At 32.4% G+C, this 26,110-nt stretch carries 20 protein-coding genes and 1 riboswitch; of the genes, 17 read left to right on the forward strand and 3 right to left on the reverse strand.

Annotated elements, in window-relative coordinates; all coding sequences use genetic code 11:
- The first annotated feature begins 98 nt into the window (after nucleotides 1–98).
- Both AB1282_RS17270 and AB1282_RS17275 read left to right on the forward strand, forming a co-directional pair.
- Nucleotides 99–1,001, forward strand: a complete 903-nt coding sequence (locus AB1282_RS17270; RefSeq protein ID WP_429899640.1) for a LysR family transcriptional regulator — start codon at nucleotides 99–101, stop codon at nucleotides 999–1,001.
- 316 nt (nucleotides 1,002–1,317) lie between these two features.
- On the forward strand, nucleotides 1,318–1,662 hold the full coding sequence (locus AB1282_RS17275) for a DUF3892 domain-containing protein (RefSeq protein WP_429899641.1): 345 nt from the start codon (nucleotides 1,318–1,320) through the stop codon (nucleotides 1,660–1,662).
- 243 nt (nucleotides 1,663–1,905) lie between these two features.
- Here AB1282_RS17275 and AB1282_RS17280 read toward each other — a convergent pair whose 3' ends face one another.
- Nucleotides 1,906–2,358: a hypothetical protein gene (locus tag AB1282_RS17280; protein ID WP_286131790.1), complete on the reverse strand. Its 453-nt coding sequence runs from the start codon at nucleotides 2,356–2,358 to the stop codon at nucleotides 1,906–1,908.
- Between the two features lie 254 nt (nucleotides 2,359–2,612).
- Here AB1282_RS17280 and AB1282_RS17285 point away from each other — a divergent pair, with 254 nt between their 5' ends.
- The 9 genes from AB1282_RS17285 to AB1282_RS17325 all read left to right on the forward strand — a co-directional run bounded on the left by AB1282_RS17285 (nucleotide 2,613) and on the right by AB1282_RS17325 (nucleotide 16,136).
- On the forward strand, nucleotides 2,613–2,900 hold the full coding sequence (locus AB1282_RS17285) for a hypothetical protein (RefSeq protein ID WP_056477310.1): 288 nt from the start codon (nucleotides 2,613–2,615) through the stop codon (nucleotides 2,898–2,900).
- 24 nt (nucleotides 2,901–2,924) lie between these two features.
- Entirely contained in the window at nucleotides 2,925–4,790 is a 1,866-nt protein-coding gene (locus tag AB1282_RS17290) for a terpene cyclase/mutase family protein (protein WP_429899642.1), read from the forward strand.
- Between the two features lie 112 nt (nucleotides 4,791–4,902).
- Nucleotides 4,903–5,006: riboswitch (SAM riboswitch) on the forward strand.
- A gap of 81 nt (nucleotides 5,007–5,087) precedes the next feature.
- The gene (locus tag AB1282_RS17295; protein ID WP_056477316.1) at nucleotides 5,088–6,914 is read left to right on the forward strand and encodes a bifunctional homocysteine S-methyltransferase/methylenetetrahydrofolate reductase; all 1,827 of its coding nucleotides are present in this window, start codon (nucleotides 5,088–5,090) and stop codon (nucleotides 6,912–6,914) included.
- Complete coding sequence (gene metH / locus AB1282_RS17300) at nucleotides 6,911–10,288, forward strand: methionine synthase (RefSeq protein WP_429899643.1); 3,378 nt, start codon at nucleotides 6,911–6,913, stop codon at nucleotides 10,286–10,288. The genes AB1282_RS17295 and metH overlap by 4 nt, the downstream gene beginning before the upstream one ends.
- Nucleotides 10,289–10,416: 128 nt before the next feature.
- A complete protein-coding gene (gene metA / locus AB1282_RS17305; RefSeq protein ID WP_335415050.1) occupies nucleotides 10,417–11,322 on the forward strand; it encodes a homoserine O-acetyltransferase MetA in 906 nt (301 codons plus the stop codon).
- A gap of 132 nt (nucleotides 11,323–11,454) precedes the next feature.
- Nucleotides 11,455–12,759 (forward strand): homoserine dehydrogenase, encoded by a 1,305-nt coding sequence (locus AB1282_RS17310; RefSeq protein ID WP_429899644.1) that lies wholly within the window; start codon nucleotides 11,455–11,457, stop codon nucleotides 12,757–12,759.
- Nucleotides 12,752–13,810 carry a threonine synthase gene (gene thrC, locus AB1282_RS17315; RefSeq protein ID WP_429899645.1) on the forward strand — a complete coding sequence of 353 codons (1,059 nt, stop codon included), beginning with the start codon at nucleotides 12,752–12,754 and terminating at the stop codon, nucleotides 13,808–13,810. The genes AB1282_RS17310 and thrC overlap by 8 nt, the downstream gene beginning before the upstream one ends.
- Nucleotides 13,807–14,715 carry a homoserine kinase gene (thrB, locus tag AB1282_RS17320; RefSeq protein ID WP_429899646.1) on the forward strand — a complete coding sequence of 303 codons (909 nt, stop codon included), beginning with the start codon at nucleotides 13,807–13,809 and terminating at the stop codon, nucleotides 14,713–14,715. The genes thrC and thrB overlap by 4 nt, the downstream gene beginning before the upstream one ends.
- Before the next feature lie 69 nt (nucleotides 14,716–14,784).
- A protein-coding gene (locus AB1282_RS17325; RefSeq protein ID WP_429898279.1) for an IS3 family transposase occupies nucleotides 14,785–16,136 on the forward strand; the annotation gives its coding sequence in 2 pieces (ribosomal slippage) (nucleotides 14,785–15,232 and nucleotides 15,232–16,136; 1,353 coding nt in all).
- 317 nt (nucleotides 16,137–16,453) lie between these two features.
- Here AB1282_RS17325 and AB1282_RS17330 read toward each other — a convergent pair.
- The gene (locus tag AB1282_RS17330) at nucleotides 16,454–16,588 is read right to left on the reverse strand and encodes a hypothetical protein (protein WP_056473244.1); all 135 of its coding nucleotides are present in this window, start codon (nucleotides 16,586–16,588) and stop codon (nucleotides 16,454–16,456) included.
- Nucleotides 16,589–16,740: 152 nt separating this feature from the next.
- Here AB1282_RS17330 and AB1282_RS17335 point away from each other — a divergent pair, with 152 nt between their 5' ends.
- The gene (locus AB1282_RS17335) at nucleotides 16,741–17,115 is read left to right on the forward strand and encodes a hypothetical protein (protein WP_056473243.1); all 375 of its coding nucleotides are present in this window, start codon (nucleotides 16,741–16,743) and stop codon (nucleotides 17,113–17,115) included.
- Nucleotides 17,116–17,126: 11 nt separating this feature from the next.
- Here the strand turns inward: AB1282_RS17335 and AB1282_RS17340 are convergent, their stop codons facing one another.
- A complete protein-coding gene (locus AB1282_RS17340; protein WP_056473241.1) occupies nucleotides 17,127–17,681 on the reverse strand; it encodes a 3D domain-containing protein in 555 nt (184 codons plus the stop codon).
- A gap of 627 nt (nucleotides 17,682–18,308) precedes the next feature.
- Between AB1282_RS17340 and AB1282_RS17345 the strand changes: the two genes are divergently transcribed.
- The 5 genes from AB1282_RS17345 (at nucleotide 18,309) to AB1282_RS17365 (ending at nucleotide 26,108) form a co-directional block, all read left to right on the forward strand.
- A complete protein-coding gene (locus tag AB1282_RS17345) occupies nucleotides 18,309–20,090 on the forward strand; it encodes a M3 family oligoendopeptidase (protein WP_429899647.1) in 1,782 nt (593 codons plus the stop codon).
- 148 nt (nucleotides 20,091–20,238) lie between these two features.
- On the forward strand, nucleotides 20,239–21,978 hold the full coding sequence (locus AB1282_RS17350) for an ABC transporter ATP-binding protein (RefSeq protein WP_056473236.1): 1,740 nt from the start codon (nucleotides 20,239–20,241) through the stop codon (nucleotides 21,976–21,978).
- On the forward strand, nucleotides 21,959–23,794 hold the full coding sequence (locus AB1282_RS17355; protein WP_429899648.1) for an ABC transporter ATP-binding protein: 1,836 nt from the start codon (nucleotides 21,959–21,961) through the stop codon (nucleotides 23,792–23,794). Before AB1282_RS17350 ends, AB1282_RS17355 begins: the two co-directional genes overlap by 20 nt.
- Nucleotides 23,795–23,805: 11 nt before the next feature.
- Entirely contained in the window at nucleotides 23,806–24,453 is a 648-nt protein-coding gene (locus AB1282_RS17360) for a nitroreductase family protein (RefSeq protein WP_056473231.1), read from the forward strand.
- 266 nt (nucleotides 24,454–24,719) lie between these two features.
- A complete protein-coding gene (locus tag AB1282_RS17365; RefSeq protein WP_056473228.1) occupies nucleotides 24,720–26,108 on the forward strand; it encodes an APC family permease in 1,389 nt (462 codons plus the stop codon).
- Nucleotides 26,109–26,110 lie beyond the last annotated feature (2 nt).

The following is a 26,110-nucleotide window of genomic DNA, read 5'->3' on the forward strand; positions in this document are numbered from 1 at the left end:
GAGAAATTAAATCTATTTTAAATAGTATTAAAATAGCGAGAATAAAGAAGGAGTTTTTTTGAGCTTTTTTTTAAAAAAATTAATTGCGGAGGATAAATATGAATTTTGAACAAATGGAACATATTGTCACTGTCGAAATTGAAAAGTCGATTACAAAAGCAGCAGAAAAACTATTTATATCTACTCCAGGTTTGAGTCAATCTATTACCCAACTTGAAAACGAGCTTGGAATAAAAATTTTTAATCGATCCAAAAAAAGTATTACGCCAACTTTTGAAGGTGAAATAGTGATTTCAACAGCAAATTCAGTTCTAAAAACTATAAATGAAATGAATAAAAAACTGAGCGTATATAAGAATAATTATCAAAGGCATTTAAAAGTAAAAATTGCACCTGCTTTTTTTTATATACTTCAAGAATTTTTGGTAAAGCTTAATCTAGAAAATGAAAATTTAACCTTTGAATTAATCGAACAAAATCCTACAAAGATTATTGAGAATTTTAATCAGGAAGATTATGATTTTGCGCTTATTTCTGCATCCGTTGATGAGTTGAAAAAAGCTAAAAATATTTCTTATAAGCACATATACAAAGGACATATATGTATAGCAGTTGGAAGAAACTCGCCCTTTTATACATTTGACTTTGTAACTCCAAATGATCTAAAAAATACTAAATTAGTAACTTATGAAACTTCTGATTATAACCAGATTTTAAAATTTACGAAAATAAATCCAGAGCAAGTAATAATAAATTCAAATAGGACTAGCATGCTTTTTAAGCTAGTAAAAGAAAGTAATGCAATTATATATCTTCACGATTTTACACTAAAGAATTCTCCAATGGTAGTAAATGGAGAATTGAAAATAATCCCACTGAAGGATAAACAGATGCAATTATTTGAACTTGATTTTTGGCTAATCTATTTAGAAACAAGAGGTTTATCGAATTTGTATAATGAGTTTCTTGAAGATTTTATAGAACATTTTAAAGAAGTATAAATAATAAAAGAAAGTAATCGCCGGTTGCACTTCAAGAACGGCTCATTAAAGCTAGTAACCCATTAAATGTATATGCGCCTGCTGTTGATTATTTTTTAACTAATGGGAATTTCTACGTAAAGGATATGAAAAGTTCTTTTTTTACTTTTCGTTGGTTTATCAAAGCATTCAAAAAATTGGTAATCAGGTAATTTCATACATATAGAAGGTTATACAATACTGAATTATAAAAATAACAATAACAATATGAAACAGTACATAGATACAACTAAATATATTACTTTTGAAGGACTAATTTGTTATACATCCTCCATCAATGGCAAAACTAATAATAAAAGGAGGAGATATAAAAGTGACCCAAGATCGATTTGAAGAAGCATATGAAATGTATAGAAATCAAAGTGATGAAGAACAAATGATAGAGGAATCAGTAAATCAAGACAAGGAACATATTGTTGCTGTTCGTAAAAATGAAGATGGTGATTTAATTGGTTTCAGAACGAGTTTAAATCGTGAACTAGATTATCTTCAAGCTTTACAAGAAGCAAAAAGTGGAAATTTAGCTCATGTGGATGTAATCCATAAGTATGGTCGTGACATCCTTAGAAGTGAACCGGATGGTATTGCAGAAAATAATTTAAGTAATTTACCGGAATTTTAAGACAGAAAAGCTTATAAAAATGAAGTAAACCCACTAGGAATATTCCTCGTGGGTTATTTATTAGATATACACATTTGTCTTCAATTGATGTCAAATGTAAGAGAGTGAACATAAATTGCATCAGATTTCAATCTCAACATTCACAATCAAGATGTGACATGTTCTATTTAAATTTTAGAAGAGCTTGTCCATGCTTTAAGATTTGAAAATAATGTGATGAGTCATCTAGCAACCGGAATTCGGTTATTCAGTTGTTCTGTTAAGTCTATTTAAACTTGGTAATTGGAATTGTTCAACGTCTTGGTCTTCAGTTACTGCTCCTTCGTTGTGAGAGGAATCTGTTCTGATTTTGCTTCTTTTGATTTTGCTGTCTCTGATTTTAATTCCTTGCTGTCCGCCTAATTCATCATTATCTCTTCCAGCAATACCACTTCTACCATTTCCATCTGCAAATTGTGAACGATCATTTGCTGTTTGGCTATTGTCTCTAGCATTTTGTCCGCCTTGATTTGCGTTCATACCAACATTTCGATTAATTTGTCCTCCGCCTTCAGCTCTTTGTTCGACTTGGATGCGATTTTCTTTAATTTCAATGTTAATAAAATTAAAATTGATTGCACCATCTGCATTAGCTGCTGCAAGTACCTCTTGAATTTCTTCTTTTATATCTTTGAATTCTTCAAACTCTGCTGCCATAGTAAAAAACACTCCTTTTCTATTATCCTTTCACTATATTCATTTTTAATAGATTCTGATTAGACAATTAATAGATTATTTAACTTTTTAAATAATTTAAAGAAAAAAGTACTCTATTTTTAAAAAGTAAATTTTTTATTTTCTTGAAATGCCCACCATAAATTGTTGTTTTTTCCAAGTATCTGGTACTAATTGCTCGGAATAATTCATTATTTCACATTTAAATCATAGATTAATAATGGAGTGTGATCTAATTGAATCCTTTATTAATAAAAATAGTAAAATCATTTTGCGGTGTAATTGTGATCGACCTGCTATTACTTACTTTTTGCTTGTTACTAGGTAGCTATTTTCATATTTTACATTCGTTTACTTGGTTCGGATTTAAAATAATGGTTTTACCTTTTAGCCTTTTAGCATTTATTATTTCAATTGTTTATTTTAGTAAAAAAATAGAAATCGAAGTATCAGAGGAAATTGATGATCTTGAAGAAATTGAAATTGAGCATTCAACAAGAATGGAAAAATACCATCAGCCTTAAAAAAAATTGAACTGAGGTGGTAAAATGGACCTCGAAAATATTGTTTTACGAAATATTGAAGAGCGGATTAAACGTCTAAGGACGAAACAAGATGAAGAAGGTTCTTGGGAATATTGTTTTGAAGGTTCATTAATAACGGATAGTTTTATGATTTTATTAATGAATGATCTTGAATACAAAAATCAAAAAATATTTGATGGGATTATTGATCGTATCATCAATCTTCAACATCCGAATGGAGCTTGGAAATTATACGAGGATGAGAAAGAGGGAAACTTAAATGCAACAGTACAAGCTTACATAGCTTTATTAATCTCAAAAAAGTATACAAAAGAACATTCAAGTATGAAAAAAGCTGAAAAATTTATTCGTGAAAACGGTGGGATTAAAAAAACACATTTTATGTTAAAGATGATTCTAGCTACTCATGGTTTAATTGATTATCCTAAATTATTTTACTTTCCTATGAGCTATTTTTTACTACCAGATAAAATGCCGTTAAGTTTATTTGATTTAAGTAATTATGCTAGAGTTCATTTAGTTCCTATGATTCTTTGTATTAATAAGCGATTTAAAGTGAAATTGGATGATGATTTAACGATTGATTATCTTTTTGAAACTAGTGAGGTAGAATGGTTTTACGAAGAGCGAGGGAGTTTTTATCAATTTTTACTTGAAGAAGGTAAAAAGCTAGCTTCATATCCTCTCTATTTTCACCAGAAAGGATATGAAAAGGCTGAAAGATTTATATTAGATCGTATTGAAACAAATGGAACCTTTTATAGTTATGGCAGTTCTACATTTTATATGATTTATGCTTTAATGGCTTTAGGTTATGAAGCTACTTCATCCGTCATTCAAAATGCGCTACAAGGACTTCTTTCATATGCAGCCGATACAGAAGCGGGCCTTCATATTCAAAATTCGCCATCAAAAGTTTGGGATACTGCATTATTGTCATATGCAATTCAAGAAGTTGGTTATCAAGTAAATGAACCGATTGTTTCGAAATCGATTAACTACTTAATCAAAAAACAACAAAATATGAATGGTGACTGGAAGGTTCATGCTAAAAATTTAAGTCCTGGCGGTTGGGGCTTTTCTGACGTTAATTCTTTTATTCCAGATAATGATGATACTGGAGCAGTCTTAAGGGCGCTTGCAAGAAGTTCTTTGGAACAACCAACTATAAGTGAAAGTTGGTTGAGGGGAGTTCATTTTTTACTTGGACTTCAAAATGACGATGGTGGTTGGGGAGCATTCGAAAAAAATGTTTCGAATAAATGGTTAACATTTTTACCAATTGAAAATGCAAAAGATGCTATCATCGATCCTTCTACTGCAGATTTAACTGGACGTATATTGGAATTTATTGGACATTATACGACGATTTCAAACGATGATCCAATTGTGAAAAAGGCAGTTGATTGGCTTTTAAAGAACCAAAAATCAAATGGTAGTTGGTATGGTAGATGGGGAATTTGTTATATTTATGGAACTTGGGCAGCGATTACTGGCTTAAGAGCCGTGGGAATTCCTAAAAATCATGAGGCAATTAAAAAAGCTGAGAAATGGTTAGTTAGTATTCAAAATAAAGACGGAGGTTGGGGAGAATCAGGTCTTTCGCCTGTTAAATATAAATATGTTCCTTTAAAATATAGTACGCCTAGTCAAACAGCGTGGGCAGTCGATACTTTGCTTTCGATTCGGAATAAAGAGGATGAAGTAATTAGAAAAGGGATTAAATTTTTAACTACTCAAAGTGAATTGCCTAATAAAGCATTAACTTATCCAACAGGATTAGGATTACCTGGTCAGTTTTACATTCATTACCATAGCTATAATGAAATTTATCCGCTATTAGCACTAGCACACTATAAAAATAGTTAAATAATACTATTATGTAAACAAAATAAATTTATTTTTGGAAATCTTTCCATAAATGTCTTTTCTTTATCATATAAATATAGTAAACTGTTTTATATTGAATATAACTAAATAATCCTTATCGAGAGTGGTGGAGGGACTGGCCCTTTGAAACCCGGCAACTTTAGCGAAAGCTAAAAAGTGCTAAATCCAGCATGTTTAAAACATGAGAGATAAGGCGTGATCTGTACTTAAACGTCATTCTCTCATTTTTTTGAGGGAATGGCGTTTTTTTATTTTATATAAATGGGAAGTGATTGTATGGGCTTATTGGAAAAGTTAAAAGATGGAATTGTTTTAGGTGACGGTGCAATGGGAACGCTTTTGTATTCTGGCGGACTTCACAGCTGTTTTGAAGAACTTAATATTACTGAGCGTGATCGAATCATTCATATACATGAACAATATATAGATGCTGGCGCAGAAGTGATCCAAACAAATTCGTACGGTGCCAATGCTGGAAAACTGAGACAATATGGTTTGGAAAAGCTGGTTAAGCAAATTAATCAAATGGCTGTTAGAAATGCTAGAGAGGCTTCAAAAGGAAGAGCTTTAGTAATTGGTGGTATAGGTGGAATGAAATATGTAGGTTCTACTTTTACTACAGCTTTGGAACGAGAGATGATGCTACTTGAGCAGGCTTCGGCGTTACTAGAAGAAGGCGTAGATGGAATCATGCTTGAAACATTTTATGATGAAAATGAATTATATGATGCTGTAAATCTATTAAGAGGAAGAACGGATTTACCGATCATTGCACAAGTGACACTACAAGAAATTGGCGTCATGCAAAGTGGTCAATATATTGAAAAGATTCTTCCTAATTTAATTGATTTAGGTGCAGATGTAGTCGGAATCAATTGTCATCTTGGACCACTTCATATGCTGGAATCATTAAATACTGTTTCATTACCAACGAATGGTTATTTATCGGCATTTCCAAATTCAGGATTACCTTTATACAATGAGGGAAAATACGTATACAAATCGAATCCAGAATATTTTGAAGATATGGCAAAACCATTTATTGAGCAAGGTGTAAGACTAATCGGTGGATGCTGTGGTACAACACCAGCACATATCGCTGCTTTACGAAGTAAGATTGATACTTTACAACCTGTTACAAAAAAAGAAGTGAAAAACAGAACAATTAAAATTACAATCCCTAAACAAGAAGAGCAAAAGAATGAAACTTTAGCAGAAAAGGCAAAAAAGAGAACGACGATCATTGCAGAGCTAGATCCGCCAAAAACTTTACAAACGAGAAAGTTTTTTGAAGGAGCGAAAGCATTACATAGCGCAGGGGCTGATGCAATTACGTTAGCAGATAATCCATTAGCTTCACCTAGAATTTCGAATGTGGCGATGGCATCACTGCTTCAGAGATTGGATGTACCAGTCTTGACGCATTTAACTTGTAGAGATCGTAATATGATCGGACTTCAATCGCATTTAATGGGGCTATCAACATTAGGATTAAATGAAGTTCTTGCTATAACTGGTGATCCAGCAAGGGTAGGAGATTTTCCAGGTGCAACTTCAGTTTACGATGTAGCATCACTTGAACTTATTCGAATGATTAAGGAAATGAACGATGGTAGGCTTTATTCCGGTAAAAGCTTAGGAAATGGAACGAGGTTTTCTGTTGCTGCTGCTTTTAACCCGAATGTTCGAAAGTTTGATGCCGCAATTAAAAGGCTTGAGAAAAAGGTTGAGGCGGGAGCAGATTATTTTTTAACGCAGCCAATATATGATTTTGAAACGATTGATAAGTTATATGAGTCAACACGTCATATTAAACAGCCAATTTTTATTGGAATTATGCCGCTAGTTAGTAAGAAAAATGCTGATTTTATCCATTATGAAGTTCCAGGAATTACTTTATCTGAAGAGGTAAGAAATAGAATTTCATCAGTTGAACCCGAGAGAGCAGTTGATGAAGGTAAAAAAATTGCAAAAGAGCTTATTGATTATGTTAAGGATAAATTTAACGGGATTTATTTTATCACTCCATTTTTGAAGTATGAAATTACAGAGGACTTAATTCAATTTACTAAAAGCAGCAATAAAGAGGAGATTCAACTATGAAAACTTTAGACGTAGCATTAAAAGAAAAAATATTACTTCTTGATGGAGCAATGGGAACGATGATCCAGCAAAGAGATTTAACAGTAGAAGACTTTGGTGGAGAAGAATATGAAGGTTGTAATGAATATTTAGTTGTTACAAGACCAGATGTTATTCAAGAAATTCATGAGGAGTATATAGATGCAGGGTCTGACATTATCGAAACGAACACATTTGGAGCTACAAATATTGTTTTATCCGATTACAATTTACAGCATTTAGATATTGAACTAAATGAAATTGCAGCAAGGATTGCAAAGCAAGCAGTTGTGGCATCGGGTAAAGAGGTATATGTAGCGGGTGCAATGGGGCCAACAACAAAAGCAATCAGTGTTACAGGTGGTGTGACTTTTGATGAATTAATTACTGCATATAATCGACAAGCAACTGGATTAATAAATGGTGGAGTAGATGTTTTATTAGTTGAAACTTGTCAAGATATGAGAAATGTTAAAGCTGCCTGTATTGGGATTAGTAATGCATTTAATGAGCTAAATATAAAATTACCAGTTATGATTTCTGGAACGATTGAACCAATGGGGACAACATTAGCAGGTCAAACAATTGATGCTTTTTATTTAGCCATTGAACATATTTCGCCTATATCAGTTGGATTAAACTGTGCAACTGGACCTGAGTTTATGAGAGATCATGTTCGTTCATTGTCAGAGCTATCTGAGACATATGTATCTTGTTATCCAAATGCTGGCTTACCTGATGAAGATGGCCATTATCATGAATCACCAGAATCATTAGCGCACAAAGTACGTGATTTTGCTGAACAAGGTTGGATTAATATTATAGGTGGTTGTTGCGGAACAACGCCTGAACATATTCGAGCAATGAAAGAAGCGATAAATGGAATTACACCTCGTCAACCTAAAAAAAGGGAGGATCATGCTGTTAGTGGTTTAGAATCACTTCGCTATGATGATAGTATGAGACCACTTTTCGTCGGTGAAAGAACAAACGTTATTGGATCTCGTAAATTTAAAAATTTAATAGCTGACGGAAAATTTGAAGAAGCTTCAGAGATTGCTAGAGCTCAAGTGAAAAAAGGTGCCCATGTCATCGACGTATGTATGGCAGATCCAGATCGTGATGAAGTTGAAGATATGGAAAATTTCATAAAGCAATTAGTTAATAAAGTAAAAGTTCCAATCATGATTGATTCAACTGATGAAAATGTAATTGAATTAGCACTTACTTATATTCAAGGTAAAGCGATTATTAATTCGATTAATCTTGAAGATGGGGAAGAGCGATTTGAGAAGATTTTACCTTTCATTCATAAATATGGTGCTGCAGTAGTTGTTGGTACGATTGATGAAGATGGTATGGCTGTATCAGCAGAAAGAAAATTGGAAATTGCAAAAAGAAGTTATCAACTATTAACTGAAAAATATAAAATTCGTGCGACAGATATCATCTTTGATCCACTTGTTTTCCCTGTTGGAACAGGTGATACGCAATATATCGGTTCTGCAAAAGCGACAATTGATGGAATTAAATTAATTAAAGATGAATTTCCAGAGTGTTTAACAATTTTAGGTTTAAGTAATATTTCATTCGGATTACCAAATGCTGGTCGTGAAGTGTTAAATGCGGTTTTCTTATATCATTCTACAAAAGCTGGTCTTGATTATGCGATTGTAAATACTGAGAAACTAGAACGATTCGCTTCAATTCCTGCAGAAGAACGTGAGCTTGCTGAGAATTTATTATTCCATACGTCCCAAGAAACATTAGATAAATTTGTTGAGCATTTTAGAAATTCAGTAAAGAAAGAAGAAAAACCAAAAGAACAGCTTCCTATTGAAGAAAGATTAGCGGCGTGTGTCATTGAAGGATCAAAGCAAGGATTAATAGAAGATCTGCAAGCCTGTCTTGACCGTGGTGACATACCGTTAAATATTATTAATGGTCCACTAATGACTGGTATGGATGAAGTAGGAAGACTTTTCAATAATAATGAATTAATCGTAGCTGAAGTATTACAAAGTGCCGAAGTAATGAAGGCATCTGTAAACTTTTTAGAGCAATTTATGGAGAAAACTGAAAGCTCTAGAAAAGGGAAAGTTATTTTAGCGACAGTTAAAGGTGATGTTCATGATATCGGAAAGAACCTAGTTGATATTATTTTGACGAATAACGGATTTGATGTTGTCAATTTAGGCATTAATATTCGTCCAGATGATTTAATTACAAAGATTCGTGAAAACAAACCAGACATTATTGGATTATCAGGCTTATTAGTAAAATCTGCTCAACAAATGGTTATTACTGCTGGTGACTTAAAAAGTGCAGGGATTGACACCCCAATATTAGTTGGTGGTGCTGCATTAACTAGAAAATTTACCGAAAACCGTATTCAACCCATTTACGATGGATTAGTAGTTTACTCAAATGACGCGATGACTGGTTTAGACTTAGCAAATAAAATTGTTAATCCAGATGAATTAAAAGCATTAGAAGAAAAGAAAAAAGCAATTAAAAAAATAGACAATATTATTGAATTGCCAGTTCCTGAAGTTAGTACAAAGAGATCAGCAATACAAAAGTCAGATTGCTTAGTTCCTTCATCATTAAGCAAAACGGTCATAAAAAATATTCCAGTAGCTCAAGTGGCACCTTTTATTAATTACCAAATGTTAATAGGACATCATTTAGGGGTTAAAGGTAAATGGGAAAATCAAGAACGTGGTCAAGAATTATACGATTTAGTTCAAGAATTCTTAAAAGATGGAAATGAATATTTTGATTGCCAAGTAATCTATCAATTTTTCCCTGCTCAAAGTGAGGGAAATGATGTCATTATCTATGACTCTGAAACGAAAAAACCAATTGAACGTTTCCAATTTCCGAGACAAAGAAAAGAACCAAATCTTTGTATCAGCGACTTTTTAAATCCTGTTGGTGAAGAGATGGATTATGTTGGATTCTTTTCTGTAACATCGGGACCACGAGTAAGAAATATTGCCGAAAGATTGAAACAAGAAGGAGAGTATTTAAAGAGTCATGTTTTATTCTCATTAGCTTTAGAATTAGCAGAAGGTTTAGCTGAAAAAACTCATATGCTAATGAGAGAAAAATGGGGATTCCCAGATCGTCCAGATTTCACAATGTCTGAGCGTTTTAAAGCAAGATATCAAGGAATCAGGGTTTCATTTGGTTACCCTGCGTGTCCAAATCTTGAGGATCAAGAAAAGCTATTTAAGTTAATTAATCCAAATGAAATTGGGATTAATCTGACAGAAGGATTTATGATGCTACCAGAAGCATCTGTAACTGCAATGGTATTCTCGCATAAAGATGGAAGATATTTTTCAGTTTAAAAAGAGAGAATAATTATTCATTTAATTCAATAAAACCAAAATTTAGTATAAATAGTTAAATAGGTAGTAGAAATAGTTCATGCATCATTCTACTGCCTTTTTCCTAAGAAAAAAGAGGAGTGGAAAAAATGCCTGTAATTATCAACAAAGATCTACCTGCAACGGAAATACTAACGAAAGAAAATGTTTTCTATATGACCAAAGAGCGAGCGGAGTCGCAAGATATAAGACCGCTTCAAATAGGCATTTTAAATTTAATGCCAACTAAAATTGAAACCGAAACACAATTATTACGTTTAATTGCAAATTCACCTATACAAGTAGATATCGATTTAATCGGTACTGAATCATATAAGCCAAAAAACGTTTCAGAAGAGCATGTTTCAAGCTTTTATAAAACAATTTCACAAATTCAAAATACAAAATATGATGGCTTTATTATTACTGGTGCTCCAGTTGAGACACTTGAGTTTGAGGAAGTCGAATATTGGTCGGAGCTTAAAGAAATCATGGATTTCACAAAAGAAAATGTAACTTCTACATTGCATATATGTTGGGGTGCACAAGCGGGTCTTTATCATCACTACGGTGTTCCTAAATATACATTAGATAAAAAAATGTTTGGTGTTTTCCCACATACAGTAGAGGATCGCTTTGTGAAACTAGTACGTGGCTTTGATGACGAGTATTATGTACCGCATTCAAGACACACTGAAGTTAAGAAGGAAGACATCGATAAAATAGGAGAATTGAAGATTTTAAGTCTATCAGAAGATGCAGGTGTCCATCTTGTTACTAGTGAGGACGGAAAGCAAATTTTCGCAACTGGACATCATGAATATTGTATAAATACTTTAAAATCAGAATATGAAAGAGATGTACAAAGAGGAGCGGAAATTACTATTCCAAAAAACTATTTTCAAAATGATAATCCGGAAAAACCACCGATTGTACGTTGGAGAAGCCATGCTAATCTACTTTTCTCAAATTGGTTAAATTATTACGTTTATCAAGAAACCCCTTACAATTTATGATTTTAAAATTTAGGTTTCATAATTTCGTCAAATGTTAAATAAAAATAATTGGAAAATTTAAAAAAGTGTTTGCTATTTTCATAAAACATTCCCATAATGTAAATAATATCAAATTTTAACGGAGGAGATCATATGAAGGACTGTATATCTATTGGACTATTAGGACTTGGAACTGTTGGAAGTGGTGTTGTAAAAATTGTTGAAAATCATCAGGACAGATTAGCTCATCAAATCGGTTGTTCTGTACAAGTAAAAAAGGTTCTTGTTAAGGACCCTGATAAAGAACGATCAATTTCAATTCAGAAGGAATTATTAACGACAAATGCTTATGAAATTTTAGATGATGCTGATATAGATGTTGTTGTAGAGGTAATGGGTGGAATTGAAGATGCTAGACAATACATACTTCATGCTCTTAGAAATAAAAAACATGTAGTTACAGCTAATAAAGATTTAATGGCTTTATATGGTACTGAATTACTCCGTGTAGCAAATGAAAATAAATGCGATTTATTCTATGAAGCTAGCGTTGCTGGTGGTATTCCTATTATTCGTAGTTTAGTAGATGGTCTTGCTTCAGACCGTGTAACTAAGCTAATGGGAATTGTAAATGGAACGACAAATTTTATTCTTACAAAGATGAGCAACGAAGGTAAGGCCTATGACGATGTATTAAAAGAAGCTCAGGAACTCGGCTTTGCAGAAGCAGATCCAACATCTGATGTTGAAGGTTTAGATGCTGCGAGAAAAATGACGATTTTAGCTAAATTAGGTTTTTCAATGGATGTTGAACTAGAAGATGTGCAAGTACGTGGAATTAGTTCAGTATCTTCAGAAGACATTGATTTTGCTAGATACTTTGGTTATACAATGAAATTAATCGGTTATGCGAAAAGAAACGATAATCGAATTGAAGTTAGTGTTGGACCAACTTTAATTACACATAATCATCCATTGGCATCTGTTAGCAATGAATTTAATGCAGTTTATGTATATGGTGAAGCTGTAGGAGAAACGATGTTCTATGGACCTGGTGCAGGTAGTTTACCAACAGCAACTGCAATCGTATCAGACTTAGTTGCAGTAATGAAAAATATGAGATTAGGTGTTAACGGTACAAGTGCTGTTTTACCACAATATCCAAAAGAATTAAAAGAAGATCATGAGATTTGTTTTAAATCTTTCTTCCGCTTTACAGTAAAAGATCAATTAGGTTCGTTCGCAAAAATTACTTCAATTTTTACAGAATCTGATATAAGCTTTGAGAAAATCATTCAAGTTCCATTAAAGCATAAAGGTCTTGCTGAAATTATTTTAGTAACACACCATGCTTCATATTCAGCATACAAAAAGGTAATTGAAAATTTAGAGACATCTGATGTAGTCGATGAAGTACGTAGCTATTATCGAATTGCAGGTGAAGATCGTGATGTATAAAGGATTAATTGAAAAATATTCAAGTTTCTTACCTATAAATGAAGAAACACCAAAATTAACTTTAAATGAAGGAAATACGCCATTACTATTTTTACCTCGCTTATCAGAAGAGTGGGGAATTGAATTATTTGTTAAATTAGAAGGGCTAAACCCAACTGGTTCATTTAAAGATCGTGGGATGGTAATGGCAGTTGCTAAGGCAAAGGAAGCAGGAAGTTCAGCAATTATTTGTGCATCGACTGGTAACACATCTGCCGCCGCTGCAGCGTATGCGGCAAGAGCTGGTATGAAATGTTTTGTTATTATTCCTAATGGCAAAATTGCATATGGTAAACTTGCGCAGGCTGTCATGTATGGAGCACATATAATTAGTATTGATGGAAATTTCGATCACGCATTACAAATGGTAAGAAAAATTAGTGAGACTGAACCAATCACACTAGTAAATTCCGTAAATCCATATCGAATAGAAGGGCAGAAAACAGCTGCTTTCGAAATTTGTGAGCAATTGGAAGCAACTCCAGATATTTTAGCCATTCCAGTCGGAAATGCAGGGAATATTACAGCTTACTGGAAAGGATTTAACGAATACAACCGTTCAAAAGGTTATCAATTACCTAAAATGCATGGTTTTCAAGCAGAAGGTGCAGCACCAATTGTTAATAATAAAAAGGTTGAAAATCCCGAAACAATTGCAACAGCTATTCGAATTGGCAACCCGGCAAGCTGGGAGCACGCAGTAAATGCAATTGGGCAATCAAACGGTGCAATTGATAGTGTTTCAGATGAGGAAATCTTACAAGCGTATAAATGGATTGCATCAAAAGAAGGCGTATTTGCAGAACCAGGTTCATGTGCAAGTATTGCTGGTGTATTTAAACAAGTACAGTCTGGTGTAATCAAAAAAGGCTCAAAAGTAGTAGCCATTTTAACAGGTAATGGATTAAAGGATCCAGATATCGCAATTCAAACAAGTAAAATTGAACCAATTTTGTTACCGAATGAAGAAAAAATTGTATTAGAACATTTACAAGGTGTGGTTTCGATATGAAAAAACTTTTCCAAATAACAGTTCCTGCAAGCACTGCAAATGTAGGACCTGGTTTTGATTCGATTGGTATCGCTTTAGATCGATACTTAACAATTGATGTATATGATCACGATCAATATAGTTGTGAAGGATTTAGTGAATATTTGAAAGATATTCCACTTGATCAGACTAATTTAATCTTAAAAACTGCAATTGATGTTGCAAAAGCAAATCATAAATCTTTGCCAACATGTCATTTAAAGCTTGAAAGTAATATTCCGTTAACAAGAGGTTTAGGAAGTAGTGCCTCAGCAATAGTAGGTGGCATTATTTTAGCGAATGAACTTTGTAATCTTCAATTATCTATAGAAGAACAGCTTAGAATTGCAACTTCAATTGAAGGTCATATGGATAATGTCGGTGCTTCACTTTATGGCGGCTTAGTTATTGGGACTTTTATAGATGGAAAAGCTTATATCCAACACTCGAAATTAAATAGAGTAGCAGTAGTAGCAATTATTCCAAAATACGAATTAGAAACTGTCCATGCAAGAAATATATTACCTTCAACGATTCCTTATAAGGATGCTATCCAATCTAGCAGCTATAGTAATATATTAGTTTTAGCACTATTAACGGAAAATTGGCCATTAGCAGGCGATATGATGAAACGAGATCTATTTCACGAACCATATCGATGCAAAATTGTAAAAGAGCTAGACACTCTAAAACAAATCGAATTACCTGAATATGTGCATGGATTTGTATTAAGTGGTGCCGGTCCGACAGTACTAGCATTTGTTTCAATCGAAGGCTGTACTGAAGCAATCAACTATTTTACACGTTTATTTCCAAATTGTGATGTAAGTGAAATAAAAGTAGAAAACAATGGTGCAACAGTTAAACATTCAATCCACTCGAATTAAAAGAAACCACTCAACTATGAAGTGCACCCCAAATGTTAGACACGACTAACATTTGGAGGTGCATTTTTTATGACTAAATTTACTACTGAACATAAATTAGCGGTAGTTATGCGTTATTTAGAAGGTAAGGAAAGTTTTCGTTCTATTGGTAAGTTATTTGGAACGTCCCATGCTGAAGTGAGAAACTGGGTAGCTCAATATAAGGAAAATGGGATTAATGGCTTGCTTAAAAAGTCATATACAAGTTATTCGGTACAGTTTAAACTAAACGTATTAAAGTATATGAATGACCACGGGACGTCACCGAATGAAGCAGCTGCAATTTTCAATATTCCTTCCCCTAGAACGATTCGAAAATGGAGGACTCAATTTGAAACACAAGGACAAGACGCCCTAGAATCAAAGAAAAAGGGGCGATCTTCCATGAAAAAAGAAACAAAGAAAACAACTCCACTTAAAGGATCAGTAGAAGAGCTTCAAGCTGAAATAGAACGTTTGCGCATGGAAAATGCGTATCTAAAAAAGTTGAATGCCTTAGTTCAAAACAAGGAAAAATCACGAAACAAGACAAAGTAAAAGTTGTCTGTGAATTAAGGCATGAGTTTTCGTTAAAAGAACTTCTACTGCTCGCCAGTATTCCGCGTAGTACGTACTATTATTGGATGAAAAATCTAGAACGTCCTGATCCAGACACTGAGATAAAAGTAATGATAAAAGAAATTTATGAGGAACATGAAGGTCGTTATGGCTATCGTAAAATTCGAGACGAGCTTACGAATCGTGGTTATAAAATAAATCATAAAAAAGTTCAACGACTCATGAAAGTACTAGGGATAAAATCACTTGTAAAGGTAAAGAAATATCGCTCTTACAAAGGTGAAGTGGGTAAGGTTGCGCCTAATATTTTAGATAGAAATTTCCAAGCAGATAAACCAAATGAGAAATGGGTTACAGATATTACTGAATTTAAATTATTTGGAGAAAAGCTATATTTTTCACCTATGTTGGACTTATATAACGGTGAAATAATTGCTTATACAATTGGTTCACGTCCAACTTATTCACTTGTATCAACTATGTTAGAACAGTCTCTTGAACGTTTAACAGATTCCGATATACTACTAATTCATTCAGACCAAGGCTGGCACTATCAAATGGAAAAATATCGTACTACCTTAATTAAACGTGGTATCACGCAGAGTATGTCACGAAAAGGAAACTGTTACGATAACGCAGTAATAGAAAGTTTCTTTAGTATCATGAAATCTGAACTACTTTATCTAAAAGAATTTAACAGTGTTGAACACTTTAAACAAGAACTAGCTAAATATATAGATTACTACAATAACAAACGAATTAAGGCAAAATTAAAAGGCATGAGCCCAGTAAAATACCGAGTTCATGCCCAACAAGCTGCCTAATTGAAGTAACCAGTCTAACTTTATGGGGTCACTACAATGGATAGTTGGGTGGTTTCTTTTTGAGATCTATTTGAGGTGCAATTAAAAATTGTGAAACTGCAAATAAAAAGATGGAACTGCAATTGAAATCTGTGAAAGTTCAAATAAAAAGGTGGAACTGCAATAAAAAGTTGGGAACTGCAATTAAATCTAAAGTGCAAATAAAAAAGGTAAATCGCAAATAAAATCACTAAAACAGCAAATAAGAAATGATCTGTAAATAAATTACGTGAAAATCAAGAGATAACAATAAATAAGAATAAGGTATGACTAATTCTTTATTTTTCCCGTTCTTTCATATATTTTTCTGCAAGTAATTGTTTAACCTGATTATAAGTCAAACCAGACTTTGCATTTTTTCTTTTCACTTCGTTAATGTCGGTCCCAGTTATCGTAAAGCGTTTATCTTCCATTAGGTTTCATCTCCAAAACAAAATATTTAATTTTATTATTTATATCTAAAACGGAAAATATGCTTTTAAAAATTATGTAATTAAATCGTTATTTTTAATGTACTAAAGAAATGATAAAATTATTGGTAATATAAGGAATAGGGGATAAAACGATGCACGAGGTTGTATTGAAAATTTTGTTTTTTATTTTTCGAATATTATTTCAATTAATCTTTCAAATAGTTGTTGAGTGGATCTTTGATTATTTGCCAAAAAAGTTTTTTGGTTATCCTTTTCATGAGAAAGATGATGAATTAATACAAGGGAAAATTTACTTATTAGAAAAGGAACTTTGGTTTGAGCCATACAAAATCTATACATTGGAAATGTTTCAAAGAAAAAGTATTCGAAAATTAATCGTAAAATTAAAGATGTTAGAGATTCAATCGAATGAGGAAAAGAGAAATGAATTCTTATCTGAATTAGATCGGCGATTATTTGACTTAAATCCAATTGGAATTAGAAATAGAAAAACGAGCCCGAATTAACGGCTCGTTTTTTATTTTTTATAAACTTTTACTGTAACTGTTTTAACTCCCCATTTTTGGGCATTTTTCTGACTTGGGATAAATACATCAATTTTATTTCCTTTTAGTGAACCGCCAGTATCACCAGCAATTGCATAGCCATAACCTTCGACATATACTTTAGAACCTAGTGGAATTACTTTTGGATCCACAGAAATAACTTTTGCTTTTGGATTCTTTTTTAAATCTATTCCAGTAGCAGTTTTACCACTGCATCCTTTACAGCTACCAGTGTAAGCTGTAGCTTTCATTTTAATTACTTTATAAGGTGTAGCAGCTTTAGCTGTTGTTTTTTTAGTCGTTGTTTTCTTAGTTGCAGGTTTAATTTGCAATACTTGATTTACTTTAATAAGGTCTGATTTTAAATGGTTCCAAGATTTAATCTGAGAAACTGTTACCTTTTGTTTTTTAGCGATAGCAGATAAAGTATCACCAGATTTAACTTTGTAAGTTGCTGCGTATGTATTTGTCGTAAATCCCATTGTTAGAAAAACAGTAGTAACAAAACATGTCATCAATTTTTTCATATTTCCCGCTCCTGTCGTCTTCTATGTATAATACTTTACCATGGAAATGTGACAGTAAGATTTCAGTAGTTTTATTTTATATTACAAATATATTACCTTTTTTTATAATATTCTATAAATTCTGCATAATAGTTACAGCTTATTTCGACACAATTCCAATTTAAGATTGTTTATCGCTAATTTTTGAGCTTAGATGCTTGATTTTAAAGGACTTTTGAGCCGAAATTAAATGGTAATAGGGAGAAGGTTAAACAGTAAAAACTCTTCAAAAAGGTATGAAATTGACTAGAAAAATAAACTTTTTTATCACAAATAAGATCGGTTTTATTAATTTAGAATTAAAAACTATGTAACAAATCGAGAGGTTTTGTAACATTTGCGTATAATTTAATGTGTTACAAATCCTGAATTTAAGTACAAAAACCTACTAAAATTTACTAAAAACTACCTTCAAATGGAAACATTTTAACATTTCATATTTTCATAAATAGACAAAATGTATGAGTAAACCAAAATTCAACAAACTTGTGTAGGATTTAAAATTGGTAAAAAGTAGTATGATTAGACTAAATATTTTGAATAATGTATAATAACAAATGTACTTATAAAACCAAAAGGTGGGGTCGTATGTCAACCAATACATATTCACTTACATGGGATTTAGATGTTTTCTTTAAAGGAGGCAGTGAATCTCCTGCATTTGCAACATACATAAAAGAAATTACTAATTTAGTAGAAGGAATAGAGAGACAGGTTTCTTTGTTTTCTGCTCCTAAAAGTAGTGATGAGGTCGAGGAATTAGCTGATATCATAGGTAATATTGAAGTAATAGGAAAGAAATTATCGCAAGCTGGTGGATTTGTTGGCTGTTTACAAGCTCAAAATATGGGAGATCAAAAAGCTAATTTATTAGAAGGAACATTAACACAGCTTTATGCAACATTCTCTACTTGTTTAACAAAATTCCATAGTCAATTAACAAAAATTGAAGATTCTGTTTGGAAAAATATTTTAGAAACTGATGAGTTTAAGGAAATTTCTTTCGCATTAAATGAGCGTCGTCAACATGCTAGTGAATTATTATCAGTTGAACAAGAGGCATTAATTACTGCCCTTTCAGTTGACGGATATCACGGATGGGGCCAAATGTACGACACTGTTGTTGGAAAAATGCAGATCGAACATGATGATAAACTTTTATCTATTGGTCAAGCATCAAATCTATTTTCTTCTAAGGAACGCGATGTTCGTAAAGAGATTTTCGAAAAATGGGAAGAAACATGGAGTGATGAGTCAGATTACTTCGCTAAAATATTAAACCATCTTGCAGGTTTCCGTTTAAGTGTATATGGACAACGTGGATGGAATAATGTATTAAAAGAACCATTATCGATCAATCGTATGAGTCAAGAAACACTTGATTCAATGTGGGGCGCGATAATCGACAATAAAGCTCCATTTGTTGAATATTTAGAAAGAAAAGCTAAATTACTAGGCGTTGAGAAATTAAGTTGGTATGATTTAGATGCGCCTGTTGCTGATATTGATTCTTCCGTTTCATATTCTGAAGGTGCAGAATTTATATTAGATCAATTTGGTAAATTTGGTGATGAATTAACTAGTTTTACAAAGATGGCGTACGAAGACTCTTGGATTGAAGCAGAAGATCGCGCAGGTAAACGTCCTGGAGGTTTCTGTACAGGATTCCCTGAGAGCAGTCAATCTCGTATTTTTATGACATATTCAGGAACACCTTCAAATGTTTCAACATTAGCACATGAATTAGGTCATGCTTTCCATTCATTTGCGATGAAAGACGTCCATACGCTTAATAAATATTATGCAATGAATGTTGCTGAAACAGCTTCTACATTTGCAGAAATGATCGTAGCTGATGCAGCTGTTAAAAATGCGAGTTCAGATCAAGAACGTTTAGCTCTATTAGAAGATAAAATCCAACGTAGTGTTGCATTTTATATGAATATTCATGCTCGCTTCTTGTTTGAAACGCGTTTTTACGAAGAGCGTAAAAATGGTGTTGTAAGTAAACATAAAATAAATGAACTGATGGAAGAAGCTCAAAAAGAAGCGTATTGTGGGGCTTTAGAAGAGTATCATCCACATTTCTGGGCATCAAAACTACACTTTTATATTACAGATGTGCCGTTCTACAACTTCCCTTACACTTTTGGATACTTATTCTCATTAGGAATCTATGCAAAAGCATTGGAAGAAGGCAAGAGCTATGAACAGAAATATATTGCCCTTCTAAAAGATACAGCTTCTATGACAGTTGAAGAATTAGCTCAAAAACATTTAGGTGTAGATTTAACAAAACGTGATTTTTGGGAGAAGGCAGTAAAACTATCTCTTAAAGACGTTGAAGAATTTTTATCGATCACTGAATGATAACTTTTTATGAGGAGGACTCGTTTAATTACGAGTTCTTTTCCTGTTTTAAATACTTTTATTAAGTTTTTTGTAGTTTTATTAAAAAAAGATAAGAAAATACGGAGGGGTTTTTAATCATTACCTCTTTAGTAGGGGAGTGACTAGAGTGAATAGTTTTAAATTTCTAAAACCATATAAAATAACAATTGTCGCAGCAATCGTCTTTTTACTTTTGGAATTAGTCGTTGAATTATTTCAACCATATATTTTATCTAATATCATTAACAATGGAATAGTTCACAAGGACATGGCTTATGTTACAAAATGGGGAATCGTCATGATCGTGTTATCGATCGTTGCATTTATTGGAGGAGTATTAAATACTTTTTATGCTACTCATATTGCTCAAAGCTATTCATTTACGTTAAGGAAAACACTATTTGAGAAAGTACAAACTTTTTCATTTACGACGTTTAGTTATTTACCAACTTCATCAATCATTACAAGATTGACAAATGACGTTTCACAATTACAAAGTGCAGTATTTATGAGTTTAAGAATTATTTTGAGAGCGCCATTGATTGTAACTGGTAGTGTCGTAATGGCATTAATTTTGAATTGGAAGCTTTCATTTATTTTATTTTTAATTTTGCCTTTCTTATTTATGTTCCTAAATTGGATGGTTAAAAAAGGTAGAAGACTATTTAAGAATGTTCAAGATAATGTGGATATTGTAAATAGTGTTCTTAGGGAAAATTTAGTTGGAATGAAATTAATTAAAGCCTTTGTACGTAATGACCATGAAAATAATCGATTTCAACATATAAATCAAAATTTAAAACAAAAAACTTCTGTTGCATTACGAACAATGGAAATTACGATGCCAGTTATGCTTCTATTTATGAATGCTTCTATTTTGATTGTATTGTGGTTTGGAAATAGTAAAGTTCATTCACACGAAACAAATATTGGAGATATTGTTGCAATCGTAAATTATATTTCTCGTATTACTTCATCATTTACTGTTTTTTCATTTATCATTAGTGCGTTTTCAAGAATGAGAGCTTCTGCTGAACGAATCGATGAAATATTAACGATTGAAGAAGACTTTGTAGAAAAGAATGAAGGAAACCAACTAGCCAATCGATTGGAAGGAAAAATTCAATTCCATCAAGTTTCTTTCAGTTATCCTAATTCTGAAAAAGAAGTGCTAAAAAATATATCATTTGTTGCATACCCAGAACAAACTATTGCAATATTGGGTTCAACAGGTTCAGGAAAAACTTCTTTATTCCAATTAATCCCTCGCTTATACGATGTTAATTCTGGAACAATTTTAATTGATGATCAAGATATACGTAAAATAAACAGTAAACAACTAAGAGGACAAATTGGATATGTACCACAAGAAGCTCTACTATTTACCGGAACAATAAAAGAAAATTTACTAATGGGTAGAGAAAGTGCATCAGATGAAGAAGTTTATTTAGCTGCTAAACATGCGCAAATTCACGATTCAATTTTAACTTTCCCAAATGGATATGAAAGTTTAATTGGTCAAAAAGGTGTTAACCTTTCAGGTGGGCAAAAACAAAGACTTTCTATTGCAAGAGCAATCCTTAGAAAACCTAGTATCTTATTACTTGATGATAGTACAAGTGCATTAGATTTAAAAACCGAAGCTAGTTTAATAGAAGCTTTAAAAAATTACGAATGTACTACATTAATCATCACTCAAAAAATCAGCACTGCTAAAAATGCAGATAAAATATTAATTATTGATGAAGGTGAACTTGTAGAAGAGGGTACACACGAATCTTTATTAAAGAGTTCAAAACTATATAAAGCAATCTACTATTCACAATATGGAAAGGAGGAAATTCATAATGTTAAAGGAGCTAACTAAACCTTTCCAATATAAACAATTACAATTATCGAAGGATAAGAAGAAAAAGGAAGCTTCTCGAGCAGATAACGTTTCCTCAACATTGAAAAGGATATGGTCTTACCTAGCACTAATGAAAGGTAAACTAGCTGTCGTACTGATCATGGTTTTAGCAAGTTCGGTACTTGGTTTACTTGGGCCTGTATTAGTTGGATATTCAATCGACCATTATATTCTAAAATATAATTTAAGTGGTTTAAGTTGGTTAATCCTTGCTTTAGTGTTTATTTACTTAGGTTATTCAGCATCCTTGTTTTTGCAAAATTTTTGGATGATCGATATTGCTCAAAACACTGTAACAAAAATGAGAACAGAATTATTTAATATGTTTCATAAATTGCCAATGTCATTTTTTGAAAAAAGACAACACGGTGAGTTAATGAGTCGTGTAACAAATGACTTGGAAAATGTAAGTTCGACTTTAAATACTTCAGTAATCCAAGTATTTTCAAGTGTTATAACTTTAGTTGGTACTGTTTCAGTTATGCTTTGGTATAGTCCAATCTTAACTTTATTGACTTTATCAATTGTTCCTGTGTTAATAATTGGTATAAAATGGATTACGCATCGTACTGGCCAACTTTATAAAATCCAGCAACGGAACTTAGGTGAGTTAAATGGATTTATAGAAGAAACAGTGTCCGGACAAAGAATCATCAAGACTTTTTCTCAAGAAGATAAAATGATTCGAGACTTTTTAAATAAAAATGAAAAATTGAAAAACTCGGGATTTTGGGCATTTATCTTTGCCGGATTTATTCCTAAATTCATGAATGTATTAAACAATGTAAGCTTTGCGATCATTGCAGGTATTGGTGGTTACTTTGCCTATAAAGGACATATCTCAATTGGGACAATTGTTGTATTTACTGAGTATTCAAGGCAATTTACTCGTCCTCTAAACGATTTATCAAATCAGTTTAATACATTACTTTCTGCGATTGCTGGAGCTGAAAGGGTATTCTCAATCATTGATGAAGATATTGAAGCGATTGATGAATCTCACATTATTAATGACCAAAAAGTTATTCAAGGTGAAGTTGAATATAAAAATGTTAATTTTTCTTATGGGAAGGATTCAAATACATTAACAAATGTTTCATTCAAAGTAACAAAAGGGGAGACAATCGCATTAATCGGACCAACTGGTGCGGGTAAAACGACTGTAGTAAATTTACTTTCACGCTTTTATCAAATCAATAGTGGTGATATACTCATAGATGGTGTAAGTATTGGTCAATATTCTAGGAAAAACTTGAGACAACAAATGGCATTTGTTTTACAAGATTCATTTTTATTTAAAGGAACAATTCGAGAAAATATTCGATATGGTCGTTTAGATGCAACGGATGAAGAAGTAGAAGAGGCAGCAAAGCTTGCGAATGCACATAGTTTTATTATGAAATCTTCAAAAGGATATGATACAATTTTACAACAAGATGATCAGCAAATTAGTCAAGGTCAAAAGCAACTTCTCTCAATTGCTCGAGCTATTCTAGCAAATCCTGCAATTTTAATTTTAGATGAAGCAACAAGTAGTATTGATACAATTACTGAAATTAAAATTCAAGAAGCTTTACAAAGACTAATGCAAGGCCGAACAAGCTTTGTCATTGCTCATCGACTAAATACAATTAAAAATGCTAATCAAATACTTGTTTTGAAAAATGGAATGTGTATAGAGAGAGGTTCACATGAAGAATTAATTGATAAACAAGGCTTTTACTATGAATTAGTAAAACATCAAGGGATGAATGAAGATCAGCATATACAATAAAGGGTGGAAGCATGGATTACAATTCGTTTAAAGAAATTATTCACGGAAGAAGAAGTATTCGAAAATTTACTGATCAAGCTGTTTCAAATGAAATAATTGAAGAAATTATTGACTGCGCACGTTATGCTCCAAGTGATACAAACTCACAAACTTGGGAGTTTATCATTATTAAAAACACTGACAAAATTAAAAAAATTGAAGAGATGACATGGGATTCTCTACATGAAGTTGCTGAAAAAGCAAAAGAAAAAGGATTAGAAAAAGAAGGTAAACTTTTAGTTCGATCTTTTGGTCCTTATGCAACAGCATTTAGAGAAGCTCCGGTTTTAATAATTTGTTTAGCAACACCTTATGAATCAAAATTCAGAACAAAAATATTTGATCCAATTGGCTTTGTTGAAAATGAAGTTTGGAAAGAAGAAGGAATTAAAAGTAGCTGCTTAGCATCTCAAAACTTAATGTTAGCTGCACATGCATTAGGCTTAGGAACATGTCCAATGACAGGTCCGGTCCTATTAGCTCAAGATAAACTTAGAACGTATTTAGAGATCGAGGATAACCGTGAAATTAACATGGTTATTTCACTTGGATATCCATCTGAACCTGCGAAAAAACTTGCACGTAAAGAAGTTGCAGAGATTATTCGTTACGTTGATTAATCAAATAAGTAGCCCGCGAGGAAATCACTCGTGGGTTTTTTATGTTTTTACAAAAGATTCAACTAAGATTTTGACAAGAAGTTCTATTCGATTAACGAAGTTCAAAACTTTATCAATAACTCATGATTTAAAGATGAAATTTTACATCAATTCAAAATATTATTCTAGTATAAAATAACGTTTGAATTTATATTAATATATCTGTATAATTACTCAAGTGATTAATAAGTAGAAGATTTTTTTATATTGAAAGGTGTAGTATCATCATGGATTCGACTAAAAAATTAGGTGTAATGGGTTTATCATTTTTAAGTATAAATGCAATATTAGGATTACGTAATATTGCTTTTGCTTCAACAATTGGTCCTTCAGCTTTATTTTATTGGATTATTGCAGCATTAATCTATTTTATTCCAATTGGATTAATTGTAGCTGAGTTATCTACAACCTATCCAAATCAAGGCGGTATGGGTGTCTGGGTTCGAAAGGCTTTTGGAGAAAAAGCTTCATTTTTATGTTCGTGGTTTTTTTGGATTGCTAATTTTACATATTATCCGTCGCTATTATTAACAACTACAATTGCGATCGCATATGGAATTAACCAGCCACAAATGGCAAGTCATCCTATGAAAACAGCTATTATATCCAGTATTATCTTTTGGGTCGTTACATTACTTACATTAAAAGGTACTAAAATGAGCGGAAGGCTTGCGTCGATTGGGGCGCCACTTGGGGTGTTAGTTCCTGCAATTTTAATTTTTGGTTTCGGATTTTATAGTATGTTTAGCGGTCAACCAAGCGCTACTCATTTTACTCAAAGTACAATCATGCCAAATAATTTATCCTTTGGCACGATTATGTTTTTATCAACATTAATGTTTGGTTTTTCAGGTGCAGAAATGTTAGGAACGATTGCGGGGAATGTAAGAAACCCACAAAAAACATTTCCGAGGGCAATCTTTATCACATCAATCATAATTGCATTAGTCTATATACTTGCAACAGTTGCATTTCAGTTTGTGATTACAATTTCATCTGACCAAACTGCGACAGCACTATACTTATTTGCAGATAAAATAACTACTCAATTTGGACTGAATTTCTCACTCTCTCAAATTTTAGGTATCTGCTTTGTATTAGCATTTGTAGGATCTCTTTCATTTTTAATTTTGAATCCTAGTGTGATGATTGCTGAAAGTGCAAAAGAGGTTCTTCCTAAAAATTTATTAAAAGAAAATAAAGATGGTATGCCATCGATTTTAGTATTAGGTCAAGCAGTTGCAGTTACTTTCATTTTAATTCTTTCTGCTTTTGTACCAAGTGTTTCAAAGGCATTAAATATGTTAATTTTAATGTCAACATTGGCATTTTTTATCCCTTATGTATTTTTAATTAGTGCTTATATTAAACTTCGTATGACTGATAAAAAGATAAACAGACCGTTTAAAATTAAAAACAATTCACTAGCTATATTCGTTGCACTAATTGGAATGGTTTCAGTAGTTGGAACAATCGGACTAACACTTATTCCAGCTCCAGATACTACAGTATTAGAATATTTACCAATCGTACTTGGACCGATTTTATTCGGATGTATTGGTTTTATTCTTTATAGTAATGGAACAAAAGGGAAGAAGAAACAAATGAAAAACTAATA

The organism is Gottfriedia sp. S16(2024) (assembly GCF_050473765.1).
Classification (GTDB): domain Bacteria; phylum Bacillota; class Bacilli; order Bacillales; family Bacillaceae_G; genus Gottfriedia.

What these genes read in the sequence shown, in the direction of transcription:
- AB1282_RS17270 (WP_429899640.1), top strand. Translation starts at nt 99, where the DNA reads ATGAATTTTGAACAAATGGAACATATTGTCACTGTCGAAATTGAAAAG.
- AB1282_RS17275 (WP_429899641.1), top strand. Translation starts at nt 1,318, where the DNA reads ATGGCAAAACTAATAATAAAAGGAGGAGATATAAAAGTGACCCAAGAT.
- AB1282_RS17280 (WP_286131790.1), bottom strand. Translation starts at nt 2,358, where the DNA reads ATGGCAGCAGAGTTTGAAGAATTCAAAGATATAAAAGAAGAAATTCAA.
- AB1282_RS17290 (WP_429899642.1), top strand. Translation starts at nt 2,925, where the DNA reads ATGGACCTCGAAAATATTGTTTTACGAAATATTGAAGAGCGGATTAAA.
- AB1282_RS17295 (WP_056477316.1), top strand. Translation starts at nt 5,088, where the DNA reads ATGGGCTTATTGGAAAAGTTAAAAGATGGAATTGTTTTAGGTGACGGT.
- metH (WP_429899643.1), top strand. Translation starts at nt 6,911, where the DNA reads ATGAAAACTTTAGACGTAGCATTAAAAGAAAAAATATTACTTCTTGAT.
- metA (WP_335415050.1), top strand. Translation starts at nt 10,417, where the DNA reads ATGCCTGTAATTATCAACAAAGATCTACCTGCAACGGAAATACTAACG.
- AB1282_RS17310 (WP_429899644.1), top strand. Translation starts at nt 11,455, where the DNA reads ATGAAGGACTGTATATCTATTGGACTATTAGGACTTGGAACTGTTGGA.
- thrC (WP_429899645.1), top strand. Translation starts at nt 12,752, where the DNA reads ATGTATAAAGGATTAATTGAAAAATATTCAAGTTTCTTACCTATAAAT.
- thrB (WP_429899646.1), top strand. Translation starts at nt 13,807, where the DNA reads ATGAAAAAACTTTTCCAAATAACAGTTCCTGCAAGCACTGCAAATGTA.
- AB1282_RS17330 (WP_056473244.1), bottom strand. Translation starts at nt 16,588, where the DNA reads ATGGAAGATAAACGCTTTACGATAACTGGGACCGACATTAACGAAGTG.
- AB1282_RS17335 (WP_056473243.1), top strand. Translation starts at nt 16,741, where the DNA reads ATGCACGAGGTTGTATTGAAAATTTTGTTTTTTATTTTTCGAATATTA.
- AB1282_RS17340 (WP_056473241.1), bottom strand. Translation starts at nt 17,681, where the DNA reads ATGAAAAAATTGATGACATGTTTTGTTACTACTGTTTTTCTAACAATG.
- AB1282_RS17345 (WP_429899647.1), top strand. Translation starts at nt 18,309, where the DNA reads ATGTCAACCAATACATATTCACTTACATGGGATTTAGATGTTTTCTTT.
- AB1282_RS17355 (WP_429899648.1), top strand. Translation starts at nt 21,959, where the DNA reads ATGTTAAAGGAGCTAACTAAACCTTTCCAATATAAACAATTACAATTA.
- AB1282_RS17360 (WP_056473231.1), top strand. Translation starts at nt 23,806, where the DNA reads ATGGATTACAATTCGTTTAAAGAAATTATTCACGGAAGAAGAAGTATT.
- AB1282_RS17365 (WP_056473228.1), top strand. Translation starts at nt 24,720, where the DNA reads ATGGATTCGACTAAAAAATTAGGTGTAATGGGTTTATCATTTTTAAGT.